15 protein-coding genes, 1 tRNA gene and 2 pseudogenes are annotated in these 24,632 nt (G+C 38.1%); 10 read left to right on the top strand and 8 right to left on the bottom strand.

Annotated elements, in window-relative coordinates; translation table 11 throughout:
• Window positions 1-4 precede the first annotated feature (4 nt).
• Together MSBRM_RS03295 and MSBRM_RS03290 are read left to right on the top strand one after the other, a co-directional pair.
• Window positions 5-955, top strand: coding sequence for a vWA domain-containing protein (locus MSBRM_RS03295; RefSeq protein ID WP_048119859.1), 951 nt, complete (start codon window positions 5-7; stop codon window positions 953-955).
• Window positions 952-2,526, top strand: coding sequence for a hypothetical protein (locus MSBRM_RS03290; protein WP_048154523.1), 1,575 nt, complete (start codon window positions 952-954; stop codon window positions 2,524-2,526). The genes MSBRM_RS03295 and MSBRM_RS03290 overlap by 4 nt, the downstream gene beginning before the upstream one ends.
• Window positions 2,527-2,825: 299 nt before the next feature.
• On the opposite strand, the pseudogene MSBRM_RS22000 reads toward MSBRM_RS03290, so the two are convergent.
• Window positions 2,826-2,990: pseudogene (locus MSBRM_RS22000) on the bottom strand (DUF433 domain-containing protein); the annotation flags it as partial.
• A gap of 141 nt (window positions 2,991-3,131) precedes the next feature.
• On the opposite strand from MSBRM_RS22000, the gene MSBRM_RS03285 reads away from it, so the two are divergent.
• A complete protein-coding gene (locus MSBRM_RS03285; protein ID WP_048119863.1) occupies window positions 3,132-7,358 on the top strand; it encodes an NACHT domain-containing protein in 4,227 nt (1,408 codons plus the stop codon).
• A gap of 61 nt (window positions 7,359-7,419) precedes the next feature.
• Here MSBRM_RS03285 and MSBRM_RS03280 read toward each other — a convergent pair whose 3' ends face one another.
• The 3 genes and pseudogenes from MSBRM_RS03280 to MSBRM_RS03275 form a co-directional block, all read right to left on the bottom strand.
• Window positions 7,420-7,842, bottom strand: a complete 423-nt coding sequence (locus MSBRM_RS03280; protein ID WP_176722087.1) for an N-acetyltransferase — start codon at window positions 7,840-7,842, stop codon at window positions 7,420-7,422.
• Window positions 7,787-7,969 (bottom strand): hypothetical protein, encoded by a 183-nt coding sequence (locus MSBRM_RS19975; protein ID WP_155400452.1) that lies wholly within the window; start codon window positions 7,967-7,969, stop codon window positions 7,787-7,789. Before MSBRM_RS19975 ends, MSBRM_RS03280 begins: the two co-directional genes overlap by 56 nt.
• Window positions 7,970-8,213: 244 nt before the next feature.
• Window positions 8,214-8,786 (bottom strand): annotated as a pseudogene (locus MSBRM_RS03275) (tetrahydromethanopterin S-methyltransferase subunit A); the annotation flags it as partial.
• Window positions 8,787-9,883: 1,097 nt separating this feature from the next.
• Between MSBRM_RS03275 and MSBRM_RS03270 the strand changes: the two are divergent.
• From MSBRM_RS03270 to MSBRM_RS19155, 4 genes are all read left to right on the top strand, one after another.
• Entirely contained in the window at window positions 9,884-10,171 is a 288-nt protein-coding gene (locus MSBRM_RS03270; protein WP_048119866.1) for a helix-turn-helix domain-containing protein, read from the top strand.
• A gap of 286 nt (window positions 10,172-10,457) precedes the next feature.
• Complete coding sequence (locus tag MSBRM_RS03265; RefSeq protein WP_052712674.1) at window positions 10,458-11,681, top strand: MFS transporter; 1,224 nt, start codon at window positions 10,458-10,460, stop codon at window positions 11,679-11,681.
• Window positions 11,678-11,911 carry a hypothetical protein gene (locus tag MSBRM_RS03260; protein WP_048154517.1) on the top strand — a complete coding sequence of 78 codons (234 nt, stop codon included), beginning with the start codon at window positions 11,678-11,680 and terminating at the stop codon, window positions 11,909-11,911. The genes MSBRM_RS03265 and MSBRM_RS03260 overlap by 4 nt, the downstream gene beginning before the upstream one ends.
• Before the next feature lie 520 nt (window positions 11,912-12,431).
• Window positions 12,432-16,010, top strand: a complete 3,579-nt coding sequence (locus MSBRM_RS19155; RefSeq protein ID WP_048154514.1) for a PAS domain S-box protein — start codon at window positions 12,432-12,434, stop codon at window positions 16,008-16,010.
• A 282-nt stretch (window positions 16,011-16,292) separates the two neighbouring features.
• Here MSBRM_RS19155 and MSBRM_RS03250 read toward each other — a convergent pair whose 3' ends face one another.
• The 3 genes from MSBRM_RS03250 to MSBRM_RS22180 form a co-directional block, all read right to left on the bottom strand.
• Entirely contained in the window at window positions 16,293-17,567 is a 1,275-nt protein-coding gene (locus MSBRM_RS03250) for an adenylosuccinate synthase (RefSeq protein WP_048119870.1), read from the bottom strand.
• 414 nt (window positions 17,568-17,981) lie between these two features.
• Complete coding sequence (locus tag MSBRM_RS03245; protein WP_230669014.1) at window positions 17,982-18,347, bottom strand: TIGR00304 family membrane protein; 366 nt, start codon at window positions 18,345-18,347, stop codon at window positions 17,982-17,984.
• Window positions 18,344-18,589 (bottom strand): TIGR00304 family membrane protein, encoded by a 246-nt coding sequence (locus MSBRM_RS22180; RefSeq protein WP_048123206.1) that lies wholly within the window; start codon window positions 18,587-18,589, stop codon window positions 18,344-18,346. Before MSBRM_RS22180 ends, MSBRM_RS03245 begins: the two co-directional genes overlap by 4 nt.
• Before the next feature lie 1,187 nt (window positions 18,590-19,776).
• On the opposite strand from MSBRM_RS22180, the gene MSBRM_RS03235 reads away from it, so the two are divergent.
• Both MSBRM_RS03235 and MSBRM_RS03230 read left to right on the top strand, forming a co-directional pair.
• Window positions 19,777-21,018 (top strand): proteasome-activating nucleotidase, encoded by a 1,242-nt coding sequence (locus MSBRM_RS03235; RefSeq protein WP_048119872.1) that lies wholly within the window; start codon window positions 19,777-19,779, stop codon window positions 21,016-21,018.
• Between the two features lie 245 nt (window positions 21,019-21,263).
• A tRNA-Glu gene (locus tag MSBRM_RS03230) sits at window positions 21,264-21,338 on the top strand.
• Between the two features lie 202 nt (window positions 21,339-21,540).
• On the opposite strand, the gene MSBRM_RS03225 is transcribed toward MSBRM_RS03230, so the two are convergent.
• Window positions 21,541-22,107, bottom strand: a complete 567-nt coding sequence (locus MSBRM_RS03225) for a hypothetical protein (RefSeq protein WP_048119874.1) — start codon at window positions 22,105-22,107, stop codon at window positions 21,541-21,543.
• A gap of 328 nt (window positions 22,108-22,435) precedes the next feature.
• Between MSBRM_RS03225 and MSBRM_RS03220 the strand changes: the two genes are divergently transcribed.
• Window positions 22,436-24,577, top strand: coding sequence for a PatA/PatG family cyanobactin maturation protease (locus MSBRM_RS03220; RefSeq protein WP_052712673.1), 2,142 nt, complete (start codon window positions 22,436-22,438; stop codon window positions 24,575-24,577).
• Window positions 24,578-24,632 lie beyond the last annotated feature (55 nt).

The raw sequence follows: 24,632 nt of genomic DNA, 5'->3' as shown, positions 1-24,632 counted from the left end.
GATAATGACAGGTTTTGATTCTCCTTATATTCTTATATTCTTGCTGATAATTCCGCTTATATATTATCTGCATAAAAAAGCCAGAATACAGAAGAAAAACGAAGCGATAAAATTCAGCAACCTCGCTTTTATTAAATCCGCATTGGGTGACACTAAAAAGTCAAAAAGAGATGTACATCTGTTTTATCTGTCGCTAGTGGCCATCAGCTTGATGATAATAGGTTTTGCAAATCCGCATATCCCTCTGGAACAGACCAAAGAAGGAGTAAATGTTGTACTGGTAATGGATGTTTCAGGAAGTATGCAGGCCCAGGATTACACTCCCTCAAGGCTGGAAGCAGCAAAATCATCGGCTGAAATACTGATCGATTCTCTTAAAAGTAAGGATTATGCGGGAATTGTCACTTTTGAATCCGGAGCTACTACTGCAGCTTATTTAAGTCCCGACAAAGAAAACGTAATTGGAAAACTTCGCAATATTGCACCAAAAGAAGGCAGCACTGCTATTGGAGATGGACTTAGCCTTGGGATTGACATGGCTTCGTCCATTCCAAACAAGAAAAAAGTAATTATATTGTTAAGTGACGGGGTGAATAATGCAGGTTATATTAGCCCTGATGAAGCGATCAAGTATGCGAAAGCTAACAACATTCAGGTCTATACTATCGGTATGGGCTCAAACAGTAATGTGTTACTTGGATATGACTGGTTTGGGAACCCTCAGTATGCAGAACTTGATGAAGCTACACTGCAGGCCATTGCAAATGATACCGGAGGAAAGTATTTCAAATCCGTCGATGACAAAACACTGGATGAAATTTACAAGAACATCAGCGAGAACATAAAAAGAGAAAAAGAAGAAACAAACATCAAAGACTGGTTCTTCTTTGCAGCGCTTCTGACATTACTTATCCAGATATATTATAGATACGGAAAGGGAAGGATACTGCAATGATAAGAAAATACATTGCCATTTTTTCACTTTTCTTGCTACTAACACCTGTAGCTTATGCCGAAGGGAACATAATATTTTCAATTCCTCAAAAGGATTACTATTTCCTGGTCGGAGAACAAGCCTATATTCCTCTTAATATCACTAATTCAGGTAATAATGATATAAACGGCATCCTGGGATACACGCTTACACAGGAAATTAATAGTGGATCGGTTCACTTTTCAAGTTCCAATTCCAAATCAACGAACCTCCAGGTAAGCAAAGGTAACTCCACAGTTAACCTTGGGTTCGGGACCAGCGATAAGCCTGAAACTTTAAATGTATCGCTCAATTTCAATTACGATGACAATGGAAGCAAAGTTGTCAATCTTGGCAACATTGCCATACATTTTGTTGAAAAAGAATCCGATAAGCAAAATCAGGCCAATCCGATTCAGAGCTCTTCACAGGAAGCATCCACCACACAGCAAACAACAGATCCATTTGCACAACAAGAACAGCAAATTGCACAGCAAGAACAGCAAATGCAACAAATAATGCAACAGATGACCAATCAGCAATCTTCGCAAACTCCCCAGCAGGCTGCGCAAAACAATCAACCGGATCAGAATACCTCAGCACTAAAAGAGCAGATGCAAAAACAGGTGCAAAAACAGCAAGAAACACAGCAGCAATTCCAGAAACAAGTTGTAACTAACCAGAACTTCCAGAAGGCAAACCAGAAATTATCGGACCTTGGATACAATTTGACATCTATGAGTGCTAACCCTTCATCAAATAATACAGGAACCTTCACGGCAAGCTATGAGAAACAAAACGGTGATAAGGCAAGCATTCAGGGAGAAATGAATAATGGTACAATGAAGAGTTTACAGACGGATACAGCAGAAGACAAGCAAAAAATGAGGGACTTGCTTTCTCAGAACAAGGACTTCCAGAAGTATCTGAAGCAACTGCAAGATGATGGTTTTAACGAAGTCGATTCAACGTTTTCCCAGGAGAACAACACTACGGCTCTTCAGATACAATATGAAAATGCCAAAAATGAAACAGCTCAGATCAATGCAAAATTTGAAAACGGCAGTGTTGAGGATGTCGAACTTGTAAGAGAGCAGGAAAGGAACCTTTACCCCATATATCTCATAGGAATTCTGATATTGCTTGTTCTTGCTTATCTGGTGTACAACAAATATTCAGGTAAAAAGGAACAGAATACATTAGTTGAAGAGAAGATACCACTCCAGGAAGAAAACTTTGACTTCAGGGAAGAAGCAGAAAAACTTGTGGAAAAAGCAATATCGCTCTATGAAGAAAAGCAGTTCAAAGAAGCTTATGGAACTGCTGCACAGGCTCTGCGCTTATATCTAAGCTATAAATATGGATTGAAGAAAGAAGTCACAAACGCCGAACTGATAAATTACCTGAAAAACAAAGGCGTAGAATATGAGAAATTCGACAGATGCTTACAATTGTCCAGCCTCGTCGAATTTGCAAAACATATGCCTGATGATGGTGAGTTTGAAGAGATGATTGAAACAATTAAGGATACTATGAAGGATGAAAATAAGTAAAGAAGGACCTGCTCCGATCCTGAAGATATCCAGGGAGGGCATATTCGACAGGGCCTATCGAAGAGATCAAGGCCGGCCTAAAGCTCGTCACAAAGATCGCTAAGGAGAAAATACTTTAATCAAGTCATCTAAAAACTTCCTTCCACGCCCGAATGTTCACTTTGTGAGCAGATATCGGGCGGTCACTGACGAAAAAGACAGAAAAAGCAGAGAACAAAAGTTCTGAATATCAAGAAGTTTTTCACTTGCCAGTAGGCGCATAAGTCTACGTCCTGAGAAATCTCAACAGAATAAACTCTTTATGTCCTGAGCAAATCGATTGCATACATCAGACACGCTTGAATATCTTCATGGGTTAATCCGGGGTAGTTCTGAAGAATCTCAGTTTCAGTTCAATCATGAGCCTGCCAGTCGATAATGAACTCTACTGCAAGGTGTGTACCTTTGATAACTGGTTCGCCTGTAAGGACTGGGGGTCAATACTAATCGTTCTCGCCAGTTCATAGTACACATTATCAAAAAGCATACTTTTTTAGATTTGAAATGCTTTTTCATTGATATCTAATGTGAGTATTGAAAATTAAATTTTTATATGTGACCGTATCATGCTAGAAATCGAGTTTAAAGACATTTGTCCTCGAATGGGAAATAAAGAGGATTCATTTGAAGAGTTATGTTGCGAGATATTTTATAGGAAAATTAAAGCTCTTAGATCTGACTTAATTACATATAATCGTAATAGAGGTGCTGGGGGTGATGGGGGAGTTGAAGCATATTGGAAATTAACTGATGAGAAAGAAATAGGTATACAATGTAAGTATATTTTTACATATGCAGCATTAATTAAACAACTCACGAAATCTCTAGGATCTGCTACTACAATACATCCTAATTTAACCTGCTATGTTGTATGCATTCCATTTAATTTAACTACTAACACAAGTAAAGGGATAGGAGAACTAGAAAAATTTGAAAGTTGGTTGGAAACAAAGAAAGTAGAATTGAAGTTTAGTTTTAAAGTGTATTTATGGAATAAAAGTAAACTTCTAGATTATATAATAGAACTCGATACTAACAATGGATTAAAAAATTACTGGTTTAATAAAGAAATATTCCCAAATGGGTGGTTTGAGCAAAGAATTAATGAGGCAAAAGCACAAGCTGGAGACCGGTACACTCCACAGCTGTCAATAAGTGTCCCTTCTTTTGAGGAACTAGAAATATTCTCAAATCCTAAAGTAATGGTAGATAAAAATAAGCAAATCAATTTAACAATAAATGAAAAAGTGGATAATTGGAATCGTTCATATAATCTAAAGGAAACCACAAAAGAAAAAATATCAACACCTTATGACGAAATAAAAAGCGGTCTAGATGAAGTTATTGAAACACTAACCAAGATTTATACAGATGATTGGAATCAAGAAATAAATACAGATATATCTGAAAAACTACTAAATTTACTCGATAGATTTCAAAATTATGAATCGTTAGTCTTCGAAGAGTTTAAGACGAAAGGCGGGGTAGATACTCCTAGTTACCGCCAATACATGACAGAATATATGGCCACTTTTCCTGCTGAACATCTAGATTCAACTCGTGATATGATTCTTTGTCTTAAAGAACTTCTGTCACTTTTGACATCAAATAAAATAAAACTATCATTTTCAAAAACTGTCCTTTTAAAAGGTCCTGCAGGAATTGGAAAGACACATCTAATTATTGATCACGCTTTAAGTCGAAAAGATCGTGGGGCAATTAGTCTAGTTTTTTATGGGGAAGACTTCGATCATGACGATCCATGGACCACGATAAGTAAAAAATTGGGATTATCCGGCAACCTCTCTAGAGATGAGTTCTTGGAATGTCTATCTATAGCATCCGCAGAAACGCAAGAGCCAATACTAATTTATATAGATGCACTAAATGAATCTAAGGATCACAAAAAATGGAAAAGATGGTTCCCATTAATATGTGAACAATTAAAACCATATCCAAAGATACTTCTTTGTGTTTCTTGTCGTGACACTTATATAACTGAGATTTTTAACGATATAAATTCAATTCCACAGATTGACCATAATGGTTTTTCTGAGTGCGAATTTGAGGCGATTACTGAGTTTTTTAATTACTACAAAATTGAACATCCTACATCACCTTTGTTGCAGAAAGAGTTTACAAATCCTCTATTTTTACACTTGGTTTGTAGTACTTTAAAAGACAAAGAACCATCTTCATTACCATTGGGTCAACAGGGTTTTTTAACTATAATGAACTCGTTCCTTAAAAAGAAAAATAAAGTAATTTCATCTGCAATTGACTGTGATCCTCGTGACAACATAATAAATAAAGCATTATTTGCTTTAGCAAAATCAATTGGTCAAAGCTCTTCAAATTATATCAAACTAGATGAAGCAAAGAGAATTGTAAATAATATACTACCAAGATCTGGTTATACTGACTCATTATTTATTCAATTAGAAAAGGAGAATTTAGTATCTGTAATACCATCAATGCTTAATGAGGATGGTTTACCTGAATATAACGTTAGATTCACATTTGAAAGGATTCAGGATTTCCTTATTGTAAGAGAAGCAATAAAAGATTTAGATAAATCATTAGTTCGAGATTCATTTAATGAAGGAAATCCATTATATTTTATACTTAATAGTAATTGCACGGAAAATATTAGATTGGGTTTGCTAGAGGCTTGTTCAATCATTATTCCTGAGAACTATAATGTAGAACTAACAGAGCTCATCGATATAAATAATTCAAGTTTTGAAGATGACATTTACAATGCAATATTTAGAAGTTTTGAGTGGAGAAGTTCCAAAGCATTTTTTGATAAGACCAGATATCTTGTTTTAAGTCAATTACGTAAAAATTTTAATAATGCAGTTTTAATTGACTCATTATTAGCCACATCTACCAGAAGCGACTGCTTATTAAATGGAGAATTCCTACACAATTTTTTGGAAAGGCTTAATTTAACGACAAGAGACCCATTCTGGAATTTTAATATTCACGAAAACTATGAGCTTAAGCAAAATGTTTATCGTCTTATATACTGGGCTAAAAACGCTAATTTAGAACACATTAATATTGAGTCTTTAACGCTATGGGCAATAATTCTCTCATGGTTTTGTGCATCTTCTGACAGAAGAATTAGAGATCAGTCTACTTTAGGATTGACTCGACTTTTTATAACTAATCCACAGATAATTACTCCCATAATAAGCAAATTCAATTCGGTTGATGATGAATACATCTTAGAGAGAGTTACGTTAGCAGCGTACGGAGCTATCTTGAAATTAGGGTTTTTCGATTCCTTAAAAGAGATTGCACAAACAGTATACAATTTATTTCTTTATAAGAAGATTCCCTGCAACGCACTTATCAGAGACAATCTAAGATTGATACTTGAATTTGCAAATAACATGGAAAAATTACCTGATAACGCAGATATAAATGTATTTAGGCCACCTTATGAAAGTATTTGGCCTTTAGAAATCCCTAAACAGGAAATAGTTGATGAAATAATTTCTTGTGAAGAGTTCTCCAATATTCCAGAAATGTATTTGGGAAGCTATGGATTTGGAACAGATTTTGCTCATTACATTGTAGAAAGAGTATTTTATAATTTTGATTTAAAATCACTTAATATTACTAAAAATGATATTTATAATTGGTTTTTGTACTCCGTTAAAGAAATGGGTTATCCTGGGTATAATTCAAAATGTTATATGTATGATATGTATCTGAGATCCAAATATGGAGGAGGGCGGAGTAAACCCAGTTGGGCGGAGAGATTAGGAAAAAAGTATTATTGGATTTTATTCTACAGATTAATTGGTATTCTGTCAGATAATTTAGATTACATTAAATACTACAGTGATCCCGTAAGCAAAAAATCCAACAGATTGCAGAGTCTTGGCATAAGGCACTACACAATGGATCCAACTGATTTAAGATATAGTATTTTCAAAAAAGTAGGTTCGCATGATTGGTGGAATCCTGTTGATTATAATTTTTCAACCGTAAAAGACATTTCTCCAGAGGAGTGGATAAAAACTCTTGACCTACCAAGTGTATATAAAGCAATAAAAGCATTTGATAACGAAAACAGACAGTGGATTAATTTATCACTTTCTAAGGAAAATAAAGAAAAGAACCCAACTCAATCTGAAAAACTCACCGGTTTCAATAGAAAGGTTACTACTGTCATAAGATCGATATTAGTTCCTAAAAAAGAAACAAAACATTATCGGAAAGGCATTAAGGAAATGAAGGATCAATTCGAAATATACACTTCATCTTTCAATCAACATAGTCACTCTATTTATTTAGCAGAGTATCCTTATAGTGAAGCTGTCCAACAAGATTTATTATATGGAGATCTGTACTTAGAACTTACTGAGATTTTACCTAATACGACAACTGCATACTCAAATGAGATAAGTATGCTTAGAGAACAAAGCTTTGAATATGACTTTTCAAATGACGAACGTTCTGAGACAATAGAATTTCCTTTGCCAATGTTCATAAGTAAACTAAACCTCAAATGGGATGGAGACAGCAGTTGGGTGGACAGTTCAAATGAGGAAATAATAATTAACATAAAAAATAAAACGTGTAGAGGCTTAATAATAAGGGAAGATAAATTAGTACATTTATTAAACAAAATAGAAATGGATATTATTTTCGTAGTTCTCCAAGAAAAATTGATATATTCTATGAATAAGACGCATTCCAATCTTGTCCAAAAGATTTCCCACTATTTATATTCGAATGGGAAATTTAGTAAGATTCATGAAAAAGAAATTGATTGAAGCATATAAATTTTTTCACAATTTATTTGTAAATTAATTTTTTACTAAATACCGTCGTAATTCATCCATTTCTACAACCTATATTATCACAAATCGATACCACTTGAGCCAGAATAATTTTCATTAAAAAAGTTCCTATCCCACATCTTTCGAACCTGGAATCAACCGCCAGTCTTGCAATTTTAACCGCTGGATATTTTCGATAGGGGTAAGATTCTATTCCATCAATTACATTTTTGGTTTCAATTGTGTCGGCTGCTAGAGAATAGAATCCGGCCAGAGAACCATTGCAAAAACATAATCGTGTTCGGTTGACTAAATTATTTTGATCTAAAAAGGCATTAGTCTTTAAAAAATCATTTAACTCTTCACTTTCGCAGTTAAAAGAAGAAAGATCGTCAGCTTCATAGAGAGGCAGTATAATAAGTTCATTGTCGAGATTCTCGTGCTTTAAGTTCTCTGACTTTTCGCTCGTTTTTCTCATATAATTCCCTGCCTTCGGCAATCATAGCTAAGACTAAAGGTGATGCTTTTGGGTTGTCATCATATTCGATGAATCGTTTTGCATCCTCTCCCTCAAGGACTAACCCTAACTCAACTGGTTTTGCCATTAATTTTACCTCATTTCATTATTTAGTAGTCAGCTTTATTTATAACTAACTTACAAGGACTTACTAACTTAATTACAAGCATAGATGCTGCTAACAGTGTGTCATTTATAACACGCTTTTTATGGCAACTTCCAATTCTCCTTTTGCTTTTTTTTCGTCAGTAACCGCCCGATATCTGCTCACAAAGTGAACATTCGGGCGTGGAAGGAAGTTTTTAGATGAATTTAAAAAAGAAATTGAAAAATTAAAAGCAACCCTCTGTTCGCCCTTTCTTCATTTTTGACATCACATTATTTTTTACTATATGCTCGTATTTTCTCCAGCTTTGAGCATCTATTTCGGGCATTGAGACGATGAGAGCTTCGCTTCTTTTCTGATCGGTGCAGGAATCGATTGCTTTCTGGATGGCGGCAGGGTCTTTATTTCCGATCAGGTCTATGATTTTTATTTCCTTGATAAAACGGGAAATTGCAGTCATGGGAATTTCATTTAAGTAGGACAGAGGGGATTTTGAACCGATTATTTTTCTTGAGCCTGCCATTGTAGAAACTCCATTTTCGGCAAGTGAGACCAGGGACTGACCTGCCCAGTGGGCGCTTTCTTTTCCGCAGACGACCAAGTAGTTTATGTTTGGATTTGCAAGCACATTGGTTATTATCTTTTCAATCCCAAAGTTTGCAGTAAAACAGGTTCCGCAGATTGCATAGTTCTTAAGTCCCCATTCCTTGTAGTCAGAGGCAAGAGTTACCACAGCTACACTCGAATTTGTGTCTCCTACTACGTAGTTACCGGAAGTTATAGGCCATTCCATAGCGTTTTGCTCCTCGTTTTGCTTTTATAATTTATAACCAATTTTTATTGGAATAGATTTTTATTGGAATTTATCTTTTAGTTCAAATGTGTAAGTCCTGTTCTCATTGTAAAAGCAAATTTAGTATTAAGACAGGCTCTTAATATTTCCTGACCTCGATTTAACATAATAATTTTATGGAATACTGTATGATTGAACAGCTATATACCCGGTCTGCAGCAAATATTATACTGCAGCAGTGACTATCATAATATACTATCATAATACTATCATAATACACTCAGTAATTACAGGTCCTGATTTCCGTACAAAAGAGCTCTCTACTTAGAGTCAGTCCAAAAATTCAATATATGATGCAAACAATGTGTAATTTATAAAACGCTTTTTATGGCAACTATCGATTCTATTTTTGCTTCTTTATTGCCAGTTAGCAAGAGGAAGTAAATAAATTAACTTCTCCGTACATGGAAACCATTTTAAATGATCTACGTAATATAAATAAAGATATTGAAACTTTGGAGACATCTAAGAGATATCTGTCTGATCAATTGGCTATCAGAAAACAGCAATAGAATAATATGGAGATAGTTAGGTCTTAGCCTGCAACATGGAGATAGTTAGGTCTTAGCCTGCTTGTCTATTCTCTTACTTCTCTTAGTAGATATAGGTTACAACACTTTTCTGATAGGTTCTAAATTAAAACTGTGACTTATTCAAAAGGGTCTGAAAAAAGAAATCTCTTTTTCAGTCCTGGATTGCATAATTTCCAGTCTTGGATTTAACGTAAAAGATAGAAAAAATACATGTCTTTCTAGAGTTTCCATTATTATTTGTATGAGCTAATCTCAAAAACCAATAACGCCTCATTGAATTTCGAAGATAGGAGACTCAATATAGCTTCTGATCATGAAAAATTGACTTGAAAAAACATTGGTTTTAGGATGGACTCTATATGTATAATGACTGCTTCTAATCTCTTTCATTTACACCTTAAAAATATCAGTCATTTTATATTAAAGAAAAGAAATAAATAGATGATCACATCTAGTATTAGAAATAAGAATTATTTAATTAGAAAAAAGCCACCTCTGAGATGAAAAACAATGGATAAATTAGAAAAAATATTCGGGAAAACTGCACAGATGACAGTCCTCAAGAACCTTATTGAAAGACAAAACGAACCAACTTATCTTTCAGGAATAGCTGAGGAAACTGGATTGTCACATGCAAGCGTATCACGGGTTATCACACCTTTGGTTGGATCAGGAGTTGTCACAGAAAAACCCTTCGGAAAGCAAACTAGAATTTTCCAGTTGAACATGGAAAGCGAAGCTGCAAAGTTGATAGTTGATTTTTACAAAAAAATTAACCAGACAGAAATTGAAGCCTAAACAACAATAAGCATGACATGCCTTTGGCATAGGATGCTTTAACTTCTTTTTTATTTTTTAAACTATTATTTATCCGGTTATTATTGTTTTATTAGATTATATCGTTTATATTCCGAACACATTAACCCTCCACAACTGGCATTTTCTTAGCTTCATGAAATTAGGTCTGAAATGACAGAAGTCGATGTGATTTTTATCATCGAGATATATGGTTCAACGAGTTACGTTGTGCAACGTGTGACTGAGGGAAATAAATAAGGGACTTGATCATTGTAAATCGCACTACATGTCGGAAGAAAAAAACTGTTATTCGAAAAAAGACATATTCCAGACTGGAAGTGTCTCTGAGCCAAGTAAAGGGCTTGTCTTCGCGATGGCCTGTGCATGTGGAATCGCAGTGGCAAACATATACTATAACCAGCCAATGCTTGGGGTTATCACTCGTTCCTTTCCAGGTGAATTGGCTCCCAGCCTTATTCCGACTGCTACCCAACTCGGTTACGCACTCGGATTACTGCTTCTGGTACCCCTGGGAGATCTGATAGAACGCCGCCGGCTCATCGTGTGGCAGTTCCTTGTTTTGGCCTTATCACTGCTTTTTGCCGCCACTTCATCTACTGGTTGGGCCCTGCTGGGCGCCTCACTTTGCATTGGCTTTACTGCCTCTGTCACGCAGCAGATAATACCGGCTGCCGCATCTCTGGCCTCTGATAACCGTCGAGGTGCAATTATCGGCAGCGTTATGAGCGGATTGCTGAGCGGTATGCTTTTAAGCCGGATTCTCGCCGGTTTTATCGCTACTCACTACGGCTGGAGAGCAATGTTCTGGCTTGGAATTCCTCTGGTTCTGGCTGGCGCGGCAGCAATGGCACTGTTATTGCCGCTCAGTCGGCCATCAGCTTCGATGAAATATGGTCTGCTGCTTCGTTCACTCCTACAACTTTGGCGCGAGGAATCCAGGCTACGTCGCGCCACCGTGATACAGGGATTAATCTTTGCCGTGTTCAGTGCCTTCTGGACGATCCTCGCACTACATCTCGAACAGCCTCCTTTCCACCTAGGCGCCGATGTTGCAGGACTTTTTGGAATCATTGGGATGGTGGGAGTGTTGGCTGCTCCTATAGCTGGACGTCTAGCTGACCGTCGGGGACCGGGCAAGGTCGTTTCTACAGGTGCGTTTGCCGCTCTGCTAGCCTGGCTGATTCTTGCAGGCTGGAATTCTCTTGCTGGCCTTGTCTTCGGGGTTATGTTTCTTGATTTTGGGATGCAGAGTGCCATGGTTGCCAATCAGCAGATAATCTACGGGCTTAAGCCGCAAGCACGCAACCGGGTGAATAGTTTGTTCATGGTAGGGATGTTTATTGGCGGTAGCCTCGGATCTGGAGGTGCAATGCTGGCCTGGAAAGTAGCAGATTGGCAGGGAGTTGCCGGCTCTGCTATTGCTGTAGCACTTACAGCTTTCCTTACAGCTTTCCTGGCGCCGCTTTTGCTCCAAAATAACCATTCATGAAAAAGTCTCAGAATTTTAGAATTGCATGGGTTATTGATATTGCATGGATTATTGATATTGCATGGATTATTGATATTGCATGGGTTATTGATATTGCATGGATTATTGATATTGCATGGATTATTGATATTGCATGGGTTATTGATATTGCATGGATTATTGATATTGCATGGGTTATTGATATTGCATGGGTTATTGATAGTTGTTTACTATTCAACAATAAAGTTTAATGGAAAATATTTATCTGCAGAAACAGGGACAGAAAACACTAAAAGACATTATCAAAGAAGGAAAAATGGAAAAAATACTGTTCAGTGGTGAATCATTATATTTTCAAACCCTTAAACTTCCAAACCCGTAACTAACAACTTTCCAATTTTGGTAAAAGCTTCACTGTTTAAAAACTTTAATTTACTTTTCAGAATTATTTAAGTTTCAATATTTAATTATACAATTTTAGGCAAAATTAAGTACATGAAAATAGCATCTTTTATAAGTTTAAAAGTATTATCATTAGGTTATAAATTGTTATGGAACATAAAAGAAGGAAGGTTTAACATAATAATATAGATCAAGGGATGACACTATTGAATTATTTTAAAGTTAACAATTATTTTCATAGATTACTAGATAATTTATATATATCTAAAGTGATAAAAAATAGTGCGATAGTTACATATAATTTGTAAATAATTATAGAAAGTTGACTGTTTTGTTGCCTAAGAAAGGAGACTTAAGGGGAAACTGAAAGTGAAAAATGAGCAGTCTCAAGCAATAGACTCAAATCCTGTGCTCAGTGTGGCAAAGGATGGAGTTATTCTTTACTCCAACAAGGCAGGGGAGCCCTTATTGCGTGATTGGGGCATAAGGGTCGGAGAAAAATTGCCTCTACGTCTCGAAATTTTTGTTCAGAGGGCAATTTCCCGGAAAAGTATTGAAAAAATAGAAGTCACTATGGGCAAAAAAGTATACTTTATTGTTTTTCACCTCTCGCCTGAACAAGAATGCGTAAACATTTACGGATTTGACATAAGTGACCGTAAAAAACTTGAGAGAAAATGTCCGGAAAGCGAAACTCAAGAAAAGGAAAAACTGGAGCTTTCCAGGATTATTGATACGAAAGCAGTCCAGTCCCTTATGAGTGATTTTTATACGCTTGCTCATATCCCTATGGCTTTACTTGATCTTGAAGGTAATATTCTGGTAAGTGTTGGATGGCAGGATATCTGCATAAAATTCCATAGAGTTAGTCCTGAAGCCTGCAAGCATTGCGTAGAAAGTGACATAAATCTAACTGCTGGCGTTGTTCCGGGAGGATATAAGCTGTATAAATGTAAAAACAATATGTGGGACGTAGTAACTCCAGTTATGGTAGAAGGACAGCACGTCGGCAATATATTTTCAGGACAGTTCTTTTTTGATGACGAGCCTCTGAACTATGAGCTTTTTCGGTCTCAAGCTAGACAATATGGCTTCAATGAAGAAGAATATCTAAAGAAGCTTAAAAAAGTTCCCCGGCTTAGCAGGGAAGCTGTGGATACAAGCATGGCTTTCTTCATGACTTTTGCTAATATGATTTCACAACTAAGCTACAGCAATATCAAGCTATCTAAATCACTGGCCGAACGTGATGCAGTTGTAGATGCACTACGAGAAAGCGAGAAACGTGAGCATGCTCGTTCAGAGGAATTGACAGTATTGTTAGATGCCGTGCCTGTTGCCGTGTATATAGCACATGACCCTCAAGTGTTTCAGATAACTGGTAACCGACTCTCCTATGAATGGCTACGAATTCCTGCAGGTACAAACTTTTCCAAATCTGCGCCTGAAGGAGAGAAGCCCGAGATGTTTAAATTACTCAAGGATGGAGTTGAGCTCCAACCTGAAGATATGCCGTCGCAATTGTCGGCTACGGGCATAGAGATAAACGACTGCGAACTGGATATCGTATCTGCTGAAGGTAAGATACGACATGTACTGGGCAATGCAAGACCCTTGCTTGATGAACAGGGAAATATACGCGGATCTATTTCTGCATTCATAGATATCACCGAACGTAAAAAAGCAGAAGAAGCTATTAAGTTGTCAAATCTTTATAATCGCAGTCTAATTGAAGCCAGCCTTGACCCTATGATAACCATCGGGCTTGATGGCAAAATTATGGATTTAAATGATGCTACAGAACAGGTCACTGGATATTCCAGAAATAATTTAATTGGAACTGATTTTTCAGATTACTTTACTGAGCCTGAGAAAGCCCGTGCAGGCTATCAGCAGGTATTCAAAGATAGTGAAGTTCGGGATTATCCTCTGGAGATTCGGCATAAGGATGGACATATAACTCCAGTTTTGTACAATGCTTCAGTTTATAGAAATGAGAATGATGAGGTTACTGGCGTCTTTGCTGCTGCACGTGATATTACCGAGCTCAAGCGAGCAGAGGAAGCACTACTGGAAAGCGAATCACGTTTGAGACTGGCCCAGGTCTCTGCAGGCGCAGGCATATGGGACTGGAATATGTCTGCCGACAAGATTGAATGGTCCAAAGACCTATTCTGCCTCTTTGGTTTAGATCCCAAGAAATCTGATGCTAGCTTTGACTTATGGAGAAGTGTGATCTATCCTGACGACAGGCTGGTTGCGGAAAAACGGATTGAAACAGCAATCAACAACCACATATCCCTCACGAGCGAATACCGGATCGTGCTCCCATCGGGAGAAGTGCGGTGGATCAATGCCCTTGGTAATACGACCTACGACAACAATGGTAAGCCTCAGCGTATGTCCGGTATTTGCATTGACATTACTGAGCGCAAACGGGTCGAAGAGGCGCTGCGGGATAGTGAAGAGCGCTTCCGTGCTCTGGTGACTGCCAGTTCAGAAATGGTATATCGCGTAAACCCTGATTGGAGCGAGATGCGATATTTCTATGGTCGAGGTTTTCTTGCCAATACGGAAAGCCCAAGCAACACATGGATTCATGAATATGTTCCTCCAGAAGATCAGCAGCATGTAATGGCAGTCATCAATGAAGCTATACGGACGAAGACTACTTACGAACTGGAACATAGAGTCCGTTTAGCAGATGGTAACCTGGGATGGATTTTCTCGCGTGCGGTTCCGATGCTAGACGAAAATGGCGAAATCGTTGAATGGTTTGGAGCTGCCAGTGATATCACGAAGCGCAAAGAAGCAGAAGTTAAGTTAAAAAAAGCACATGAAAATTTAGAAAAAATGGTTGAAGAGCGTACCGCAGAACTTGAAAAAGCTTACAACTCGCTGAAAGAAAGTGAAAAAGGTCTTGCTGAAGCTCAAAAAATGTCTCATATTGGAAATTGGGAGTGGGATATGGCAACGAGCAAAGTATACTGGTCTGAGGAAATGTATCGTATATTTAGACGCGAATCTCAAGAATCAGCACCACCTTATAACGAGTTTTTAAATTGCATCCATCCAGATGATCGAGACTATGTGGATGCTGCCCTTGCCATTAAGAAAGCTGTAAAAGGACAAACTAACAGTATTGAATATAGGATTATCCTGGCTAATGGGGAAGAACGTATAGTCCACATGCAATCTGAAGTTATTTTTGATGAAAAAAACAACCCTCTTAGAGCTAAAGGAATTATTCAGGATATTACAGAACGTAAAGAAGCAGAAAAAGCCTTAGCAAATGTTGAGATTGTACGTAAAAAGGAGATTCACCATAGGATTAAGAATAATTTACAAGTAATCTCTTCCCTTCTTGACCTTCAGGCTGATAAGTTTGATAACCCGAGAGTTATCGAAGCTTTTAGAGAAAGCCAGAACCGAGTTATATCTATGGCTCTCATCCACGAAGAACTTTATAAAGGAGAAGGAACCGATGCATTAGATTTTTCAACGTATATTAGAGAGTTAACGGAAAATCTTTTCCAGACTTACAGCCTTAAAAGTAAAAATATCCACCTCTCAATGGATCTGGAAGAAAATGTGTTTCTTAATATGGATACCGGTATTCCTTTAGGAATAGTTATCAATGAGCTCGTTTCTAATTCTCTCAAACATGCATTTCTCGGCAAAGATAGGGGAGAAATCCAAATTAAATTACATAGAGAAAAAAACAGTAAATATAAAAAGGAAAAGGAAGCAAATAGGGCTAACAGTTTTATTTTAGTTGTTTCAGATAATGGTGTAGGCATTCCTGAAAATCTTGATATTAAAAATGTTGATAGTCTTGGCATACAACTGATAACTACTCTCGCAGATCAGTTAGATGGGGAGTTTGAATTAAAAAGGAACAATGGCACAGAGTTCACTATGAGATTTACAGTAATAGATAAAAGATAATCAGCTCAAGTAGGTTTAAAATCACAAGAAAAATAGATAAAAATTTGTTAATAGATAAGGTTATAATTTGGTAATATATATGATTATAATTTGGTAATATATAGTATAATTTGATGATATATAGTATAATTTGATAATATATAGTATAATTTGATAATATATATTTTAATTGAGTAATAGTTAGGAATATAAATAGAATAGGATATGTGTGTTGTTACATATCCACCGCAGTTGCTATACACATTTATTCGGAAATTGACCTTTACAAGCCTAATAATTGCATTACTCTTTTTTAAAGGTCTGTGCCCTGCCCGGACCTACTGAAATGTAGTTAATCGGGACTTTCATCAGTTCTTCCAGTCTCTTGACATAATTTCTGGCATTTTCCGGAAGTTCATCGAAGGCTTTTACTTCGGCAAGATCAGTTTCCCATCCAGGAAGGTCTTCGTAAACAGGCATACACTCAGCAAGATCCTCAGTAAGTTCCGGAGGATAATCAATGTTTTCTCCCTTGAAGGTGTAGCCAGTGCAAATCCTGATGGGATTAAGGCCTGAGAGTACATCCAGTTTGGTCAGGGAAATCTCGGTATATCCATTAAGCGCAATGGCTTTCTTCAGCAGAGGCAAATCAAACCATCCACATCTTCTACCCCTACCGGTAGTAGTCCCAAATTCTCCTCCGGCTTTCTGTAGTCTTTCTCCGAGTTCTCCTGTTAGTTCCGTTGGAAGTGGGCCTTCACCGACTCTTGTGATATAAGCTTTTACTATAGCAATTACGTTATTTACTCTTGTAGGTCCAACTCCGAGGTTAGCACAAGCCGAACCTGCAATTGTAGAAGAAGAAGTTACGAATTTCTGTGTCCCATGTATAACATCAAGATGCGTACCCTGGGCAGCTTCAGCCATTACATGTTTTCCTTCATCAAGAGCTTTGTTAATTTCTTTGGAAACATCTGTTACATAAGTGGCAAACTGTTTTCCCAGCTCAAGATATCTTTCAATTAGTGCAGGGTCTCTAACGATTTTAGGATCTCCTCCCAATGCTGCTATTTCCTTTTCTTTCTGGGGAGCAAGTTCCTCAAGTCTTGCAAGAAAACGCTCACGGTTCACAAGTTCAGCCATGCGGAATTCGTCTCTTGCCACTTTATCAATATACGCATAGCCTATTCCGCGTTTTGTAGTCCCGATTTTCGTTTCCCTTGATGCTTCCCTTAGCCCATCCATCTCAATGTGGTAAGGCATGATTATGCTTGTCTTCGCATCGACTCCAAGCTTTTCGGCATTTACCTGTATGCCGTGTTTTTCAAACATTATGATTTCTTCGGCAAGAACCTCAGGATTCAGGACAACCCCAGGCCCGATCAGAACTCTTGCATCAAGCAGAATACCTGAAGGGATCAGGTGCAATTTGTAAACCTCATCTCCTACTTTAACCGTATGGCCTGCATTGTTCCCTCCCTGGAAGCGGGCAACAATGTCGAAATCTTTTGCAAGAAGATCTACAATTTTGCCTTTTCCCTCGTCACCGAACTGCGAGCCCGTGATTATCGTAAACATAAAGTTCTGATTTGGGCTTAACTATTAATAACTTTTTGCTACCCAAGCCCCGTCACCCGATTCCCGTCTTGGGAGGAAGGTGCCCTTTTCGCTCCGCTACGTTTCGCTCAAGAAGGCTAAACGATAATGAAGATACTGAGCTGAACCAATATGATCGACTTATGACAAGAGAGACTGAGAGACTATATATTATCAACGCGCTTCAGGAAGTTGATTTACCCAAGTTTTGTTTTGGATCAGGTGGTGCAGGCCTTTTAAATAAAGGCCCGACCGCAAATTTTTTTGAAATATTTTGATCGCAACTTTTCGGGCGGGAATCTTGACCAAAAACCTCATCCGGCGTGATCAAAAGGCATAATACAAATTTTTTAAAAGTGCTTGATTTTAACCTGACAGAAAAGACGGCAATGAGATTTAGATAAAGGAGAAACTGAGGATCAGCAGGCTGAGAAGCATGAGTATTATTGAAAGGATTGCGACAGTTTTTGCACTTTCTTTGTCGCTTCCGAAGATGATTGGAATCGGGCCGAGCATGATTACTCCTCCAGTTTTGATTTCGGATTCGACCTTTCTTTCAGAGGGCTTCTCATGTAGAGAGCTCTCAAAGTTTGAAGTGCTCTCAAATCTTGAGCCTTTTCCAGATGTGTCTGTTCTGCTTGAATAGCTTTGCGTCGATCTGGATTCCTGGTACATGCTTAAAGCTACGCCGATCATAATTAGCAGAAATCCGATGAGTATTGTGAGAATTCCAATCGAAAAAAACATGCTTTCATCAGTCAACGTTTAGTTTTCCATAGGAATAGATAGAATACTGAGATTATTAATCCAAGTGCCAGCATATTTGTTGTTATTTCAGGAGACGAGCCAAAAACTATCGGGATTGGACCGATCATTATCAGTCCACCCATCTGGCTGTTTGCTGGATGATGTATAATAGTAAGAACTGTACCTAGTAATAATATAATAATACCAACAAATATAACTGCTGTGCCTACTCTTAGAAAATCCTGAGATGTACGCATGTCGAATAATATAATGCTTTTATTATTAAACATATCTTTCTAACTTTTTGCATCCGTAGTTTGTTCTGTCTTAAAGGCTTACAAAAAATGGCGCCATTTTCCTACACGTTTTTTCGCTCAAGTCGGGAAATGGTTATATTCGTTGTTCTTTTCAGTCAGGATTAGAACTAGTAAAAGATCTAGCTTAAAAATCTAATTTAAATCTAATGATAGTGTGCCAATTTTTCTGTAAAATAATAAATATCAAAAAGTTGTGGAGTAGAAAATTCCATATCGGAAGATCAATTATCTACATAGTACGTAAAAACTTGAATTCAAATTTACAGTAAATTCGAGACACTGCCTGATCTTTTAAAAATCTAATTTAATGAGCTAAGATAATGAGCTAAGATAATGAGCTAAGATAATGAGCTAAGATAATTATATAAATAAAGTAATTGAAGAGTTAAGTTAAAGGGTTTGACTGAAAAGTTAAGTTAAAAGCTCAGTTTTTTATAAATTTTTGGTCTGGCTTCTTTCCTGAATAATTTGCCGGAATCTGGAGAATGCAACAGCACGTATAATATAGAAAAAAGAAATATGATGACTGAATGGAATACAAATGTTGATAAATTCGACACGAGTGCCCGAAAGCAATTTAATCAAAGAACCGAATAGATTCTTAACTGGGATATTATACAGGCAGTCGGGATATAAAAATGATTACAGGCGTGGCAGGAACTTATATATACCCTTTTTATATTTATGTATATATTTAATCTGAACATGTTAACATTCACTGTGAAAAGTAAGAGTACCTTTTAAATGTCATTTTACCCTTTGATCTTTGCGAGTCATACTACAACGGGGATTTTATGAATAGAATTCTTGATTTCCCGTTTCTCAGGCTTTACTTCTTGTAAAAGCCAAGACAAAATGTGATCATCCTGAGATAAACGATATAGGCGAATAGATAAAAGATATAGACGAATAATCCCTCCGGGAAATAACGCTTAAAGCTTAAATGAGTAACTGGACTGAGTAACTGGTCATGCCTGGTTACTGGTCATGGACCTGTATTATAGATCCCACAGACCAGTTGCTCTTCAAATCAACTTATTATAAATCAATAATTTCCGAGTGAACTAATCTTTAGATCATATAAACAGTATAAACTCAATTTCACGCGATAAAAAAGGTGGTTTCAAGTGCCAGACGACAGTGCAATAAGATCTTCTCTAGAAGATATCAAAACAAGGATAGAGCTCCAGCTTGAGAGCGGGAAGATCAATGCTGAAGATGTGAAATCTCTCTTAACCGAAATAGAAATCATGAGAGTCCAGAATGAGACCATGAAGGCCCGACTCCTTGAAGCAAGTGTAGCTACAGGCAGGCACCTTCAGGAAATCAACAAATTGAAAGCTCATCTGGAACAGCTTACAGAGCCTCCTCTCTTTATTGCAACTATTCTCGAGGTAAACGGAGAAATCGCACTTATAAGGCAGCATGGGAATAATCAGGAGGTTCTTACCCAAATCCCTGAAGAATGTATTGGAAAGATTGAGCCCGGCATGAGAGTTGCAGTAAACGGTGCATATTCAATTATTTCCGTAGTCAGCAGGGCTGCCGATGTGCGGGCTCAGGTAATGGAGCTCATTAACTCTCCTGGGGTGGACTACAGCATGATTGGCGGGCTGGATGACGTACTTCAGGAAGTCAGGGAAAGCGTTGAACTGCCACTCACCGAGCCCCAACTTTTCGAGGAAATCGGAATCGAACCCCCTTCAGGTGTCCTGCTCCACGGGGCTCCAGGCACGGGCAAGACCCTTATTGCAAAGGCTATAGCTTCTCATGCAAAAGCAACCTTCATCCGAATGTCGGGATCTGACCTGGTCCAGAAATTTGTAGGTGAAGGCTCAAGGCTTGTCAAAGACATTTTCCAGCTTGCTAGAGATAAGTCCCCAAGCATTCTCTTTATAGATGAAATCGATGCTGTTGGCAGCATGAGGACCTATGACGGAACCAGTGGTTCGGCCGAGGTCAACAGGACAATGCTTCAGCTACTTGCAGAGATGGACGGTTTTGATCCTAAAGGCAATGTAAAGGTTGTTGCTGCAACCAACAGGATTGACCTACTTGATCCTGCTCTCCTCAGGCCTGGCAGGTTTGATCGGTCTATCGAAGTCCCACTCCCTGACGAGAAAGGAAGGGCTGAAATCCTTAAAATTCACACCCGCAAGATGAACCTTGCAGACGACGTGGATTTCGAAAAACTGGCAAGAGTCATGACCGGTATGAGCGGGGCGGAAATCAGCGTTATCGTCAAAGAGGCAGGAATTTTTGTGCTCCGCAGGCGCGGTAAACAGATCACCATGGCCGACTTCCTGAAAGCACATGAAAAAGTCGTAAGCACTGAAGAACCTGCAATTCCTCAGGCTATGTTCGTATAAAGCTGTTCTGATAGTCAAACAGACAACCAAAGCCTGAGAAACGGGAACCGGATTACTCTTCAAGTTTAAAAATAAGTTAAAAGAGAAATGAAAATATTTATGAATATTTATATAAACTTGCCAGATGGAATAAAACCATCACGGCAGTTTCTCTATTTTTTAAGAACTCAGACGAAAGATTTATATTTTATAAATTACTTGAAGATATGCTGCCTGAAAGGCAAAGTATAATAAAATAACAAACTGCTCCGATAGTGTAGCTCGGCCAATCATTCAGGACTCTCACTCCTGCGACTGGGGTTCAAATCCCCATCGGAGCACTTTTCCTTTTTTACGACCTTTCTATAGCTTTTTTAACTTTAGATTTTAGGACTAAGAGACCGATCTATTGCATTTATGTTTAATACTTGAGTCTAATTCCAATATAAATGCAGAAATCTTTAACTGTAATAGAAAACGACGTTTAAAGCTTGAATCAATGAACGGATTGTCCTAAGATAATAAAGTTAAGGTTGCAAAGTGTCAATTTTTAGATATTCTCATAAAAATCGTCTTTACAGAAACTATGCTATCTGCCTTCACCCCATAAGTTTCAAACATGTTTTCTATCGATGTCCTAATTAGCTTGGAAAAAATAAAACCAAATGTATGGGTCATTATCAGCTTATAATCGTCACCGTTATTTATGTAATCTACAGTATCAAACCAGTTAGTTATCTTGAGATTGATAACTAACCCATCTATGACTTCTTTAAGACTACACTCCTCAAGAGACTTCTGAAAGTAGAGCTCTATTGTATATTCTATGATTTTATCTCGGCTGAAAAGCTCACTTAAAAGCTCAACATCAGTGGTTTCTATTAGGAATTTAAAGGCATTTTTTTCGATGATAACTGCTGATTTTGCCCGTTTAATGAGCATCCAGTACTTCTCTTCCAAGGTTAACGCTGGACCCTTTTTTGAGCTATTTTCCAGATTATCCAGTGCAAGTTCTAAGGTTTTTTGCTGCGTTTCAAATTTTTCTGAGTATTTTTTTAGTAATTCCCAGTGTCTCTGCGAGATTGTGGTTGAAATTCGGTGTGTTTTCAAAATATTTCACCCCGGACTTCAAACATCTTATATAATTTATTAATATTTCAATACAGATATAATATGAGTTATGCACATATTATGCATATGTTATCTGGGTAATTTATTTTTTTGTGAGTATTCTATTTTAGATCAGTTTCCCGCAAATGCTTACTGTGGAACCAAATTTTGTACATTTTTCCATCCTATATCTAATGAATTATGCGCACTATGCACATATGTTATCTGGATTACCTATTTTTGCCTGCGTATTCTATTCTAGCTTAATTCACAGCAAAAAATTGCTATGAGACTTTCACAGTCAATGTAAAAATTGTAGGCGGTTATTGTGAAGGCAATAGAGATTATAGAGCAAATTAAAGGAAATGCCAATATTTGCATTGCAGTCCTTGATGGGCCAGTCGACCTAACACATCCATGTTTCAACAAAGCCAAAATAACTAAATTAGAAACTTTAGTTTCAGGCATTGCCGAGAATGGACCAAGTGCACAACACGGAACTCATGTTGCCAGCTTAATCTTTGGCCAACCTGACAGTCCTGTCCGTGGGATTTCACCCGGCTGTCGTGGACTCATCATTCCTGTTTTTGCGGATGGACCTGGTGATTCAATTACACCCTGCTCTCAGATCGATCTCGCTCACGCCATCACACAAGCCGTTGACCACGGAGCTCATGTTATAAACATTAGTGGCGGTGAACTGGTTTCTTCTGGTGAACCTCACCCTCTACTTGCTAAGGCTATTCGTCTCTGCGACAAAAGCAATGTTTTAATCGTTGCGGCTGTGGGAAATGACGGCTGCTCGTGCCTCCATGTGCCAGCATCCGTTTCTTCTACTCTTGCAGTAGGGGCAATGGATGTTCAGGGACTGCCACTTAACTTTAGCAATTGGGGACAGATGTATCAAAATAATGGTGTTCTCGCACTTGGTGATAAATTACCGGGTGCCGTCCCTTGCGAAGTTGTCACCAAAACTTGTGGAGTTGACACTAAAAGTGGAACCAGCTTTGCCACTCCTATAGTTACTGGTATTGCTGCTTTGCTGTTGAGCATCCAGAAGCAAAGAGGAGAAAAACCTGATCCGCATGCTGTGAAGGAAGCGATTCTCCAGAGTGCTCACCCTTGTTTACCTTCTGAAGTTTTAGATCGTTCTCGTTGCTTAAGAGGTCGTCTCAACATTGAAGGTGCATATAACCTTGTAACGAAAAAACAACAAAAGGCGGCAACTGATAGTACTAATTCAATACCACAAATTCAGGAGAGTGAGGGCATAGGACTGGTGGAATCTTCAAAAAATCTGCCTTTTCTTGGCGTGCAGAATTCGGAATTTACAATATTAAATCCAGAGATAGTAGCGTCTTCTACTCAGATTTCTACCCTGGACGCGATGAAGGCGCTGGAAAATCCTGATTCTATTGAACTATCAATAGAAAACAATCAAGCGAAAAACCAGATACAGGAGGATAAAATGACTGAAAATATAGAAGGACCATGTGGTTGTCCAAGAAAGAAGAAGATAGAAGAAACGAACGAACTTGATGAGCAGAAAAATGATATAACTGTGTCTCAGGTTCTTGCATCTGAAGTACAAGTGGCAGAACCAACAATAACAAACCAGGAGGTAGCTAAACCTTCTGTCACGCCTGCGCAGACTCCTTCGCCACAGGCTGTGAGTAGACGGTCTCTAGTATATGCTCTTGGTGTACCAGGCTACGACTTTGGAAGTGAAGCGAGACGAGATGCTTTTATCCAAGGATTTGTGCACCACAAGAACCCTAAAGATGAACCGCCCACATTTGAAGGGAAGCTGTTTGAACTTTTAGAGAAAAAACCCGAATATGCTGAGTCACTCATATGGACCCTTAACATTGAGGGTACTCCCGTTTATGCAATCCATCCGACGGGCAGTTTTGCCTCCGAAGCTTACCGGCAGTTACTGGAATTTCTGAAAGACTACCAGGAAGGATCGATTGAAAGGATTTCGATTCCAGGAGTTATTGCAGGTAATGTAACACTCCTTTCAGGTCAGATAGTTCCGGTTATTATACCGCAATTGAGGGGGATATTTAGCTGGTCTACAAAAGTTCTGATTGAAGATTTAAGAGCCGTGCTCAACCTTTCCGATAAGGAGGGAACTGATATTCGTAACTTCATGGAGCGTGTGTATTATGAGTTGATGAATATGGGCAGGGCTTCATCGGAGAGAGCACTTAACTTTGCTGCAACAAATGCGTATCAGATTGCGGATGTTTTTAAGAATGCGATTGAAAAAGGAATGGTGCTGGATACCATTCAAACAGAAAAAAGCCCTATTTGCAGACCAGATTCGGATTGCTGGGATGTTAAGCTGACATTTTTTGATCCTCTCCATCGTGAAGAAGTCGCAAGAATGGTGTACCGCTTTACTATCGATGTTAGTGACGTGGTACCGGTTTCAATTGGGGATTTACGTTCTTGGTCGATATACTAAATCGAAACTATTTGTTTATGTGCCATCCAAGAATTTCGTCACCTTGGATGGCACC

The sequence above is a fragment of the Methanosarcina barkeri MS genome (assembly GCF_000970025.1).
GTDB lineage: Archaea > Halobacteriota > Methanosarcinia > Methanosarcinales > Methanosarcinaceae > Methanosarcina > Methanosarcina barkeri.
This window is presented reverse-complemented; position numbering and strand designations above follow the sequence as displayed.

Bases quoted from the DNA above. Each gene is read 5' to 3' on its own strand.
- MSBRM_RS03290 (WP_048154523.1), top strand. From the start codon at position 952: ATGATAAGAAAATACATTGCCATTTTTTCACTTTTCTTGCTACTAACA.
- MSBRM_RS03260 (WP_048154517.1), top strand. From the start codon at position 11,678: ATGAAAAAGTCTCAGAATTTTAGAATTGCATGGGTTATTGATATTGCA.
- MSBRM_RS22180 (WP_048123206.1), bottom strand. From the start codon at position 18,589: ATGCGTACATCTCAGGATTTTCTAAGAGTAGGCACAGCAGTTATATTT.
- MSBRM_RS19975 (WP_155400452.1), bottom strand. From the start codon at position 7,969: ATGGCAAAACCAGTTGAGTTAGGGTTAGTCCTTGAGGGAGAGGATGCA.
- MSBRM_RS03265 (WP_052712674.1), top strand. From the start codon at position 10,458: ATGTCGGAAGAAAAAAACTGTTATTCGAAAAAAGACATATTCCAGACT.
- MSBRM_RS03280 (WP_176722087.1), bottom strand. From the start codon at position 7,842: ATGAGAAAAACGAGCGAAAAGTCAGAGAACTTAAAGCACGAGAATCTC.
- MSBRM_RS03295 (WP_048119859.1), top strand. From the start codon at position 5: ATGACAGGTTTTGATTCTCCTTATATTCTTATATTCTTGCTGATAATT.
- MSBRM_RS03250 (WP_048119870.1), bottom strand. From the start codon at position 17,567: ATGTTTACGATAATCACGGGCTCGCAGTTCGGTGACGAGGGAAAAGGC.
- MSBRM_RS03285 (WP_048119863.1), top strand. From the start codon at position 3,132: ATGCTAGAAATCGAGTTTAAAGACATTTGTCCTCGAATGGGAAATAAA.
- MSBRM_RS03270 (WP_048119866.1), top strand. From the start codon at position 9,884: ATGGATAAATTAGAAAAAATATTCGGGAAAACTGCACAGATGACAGTC.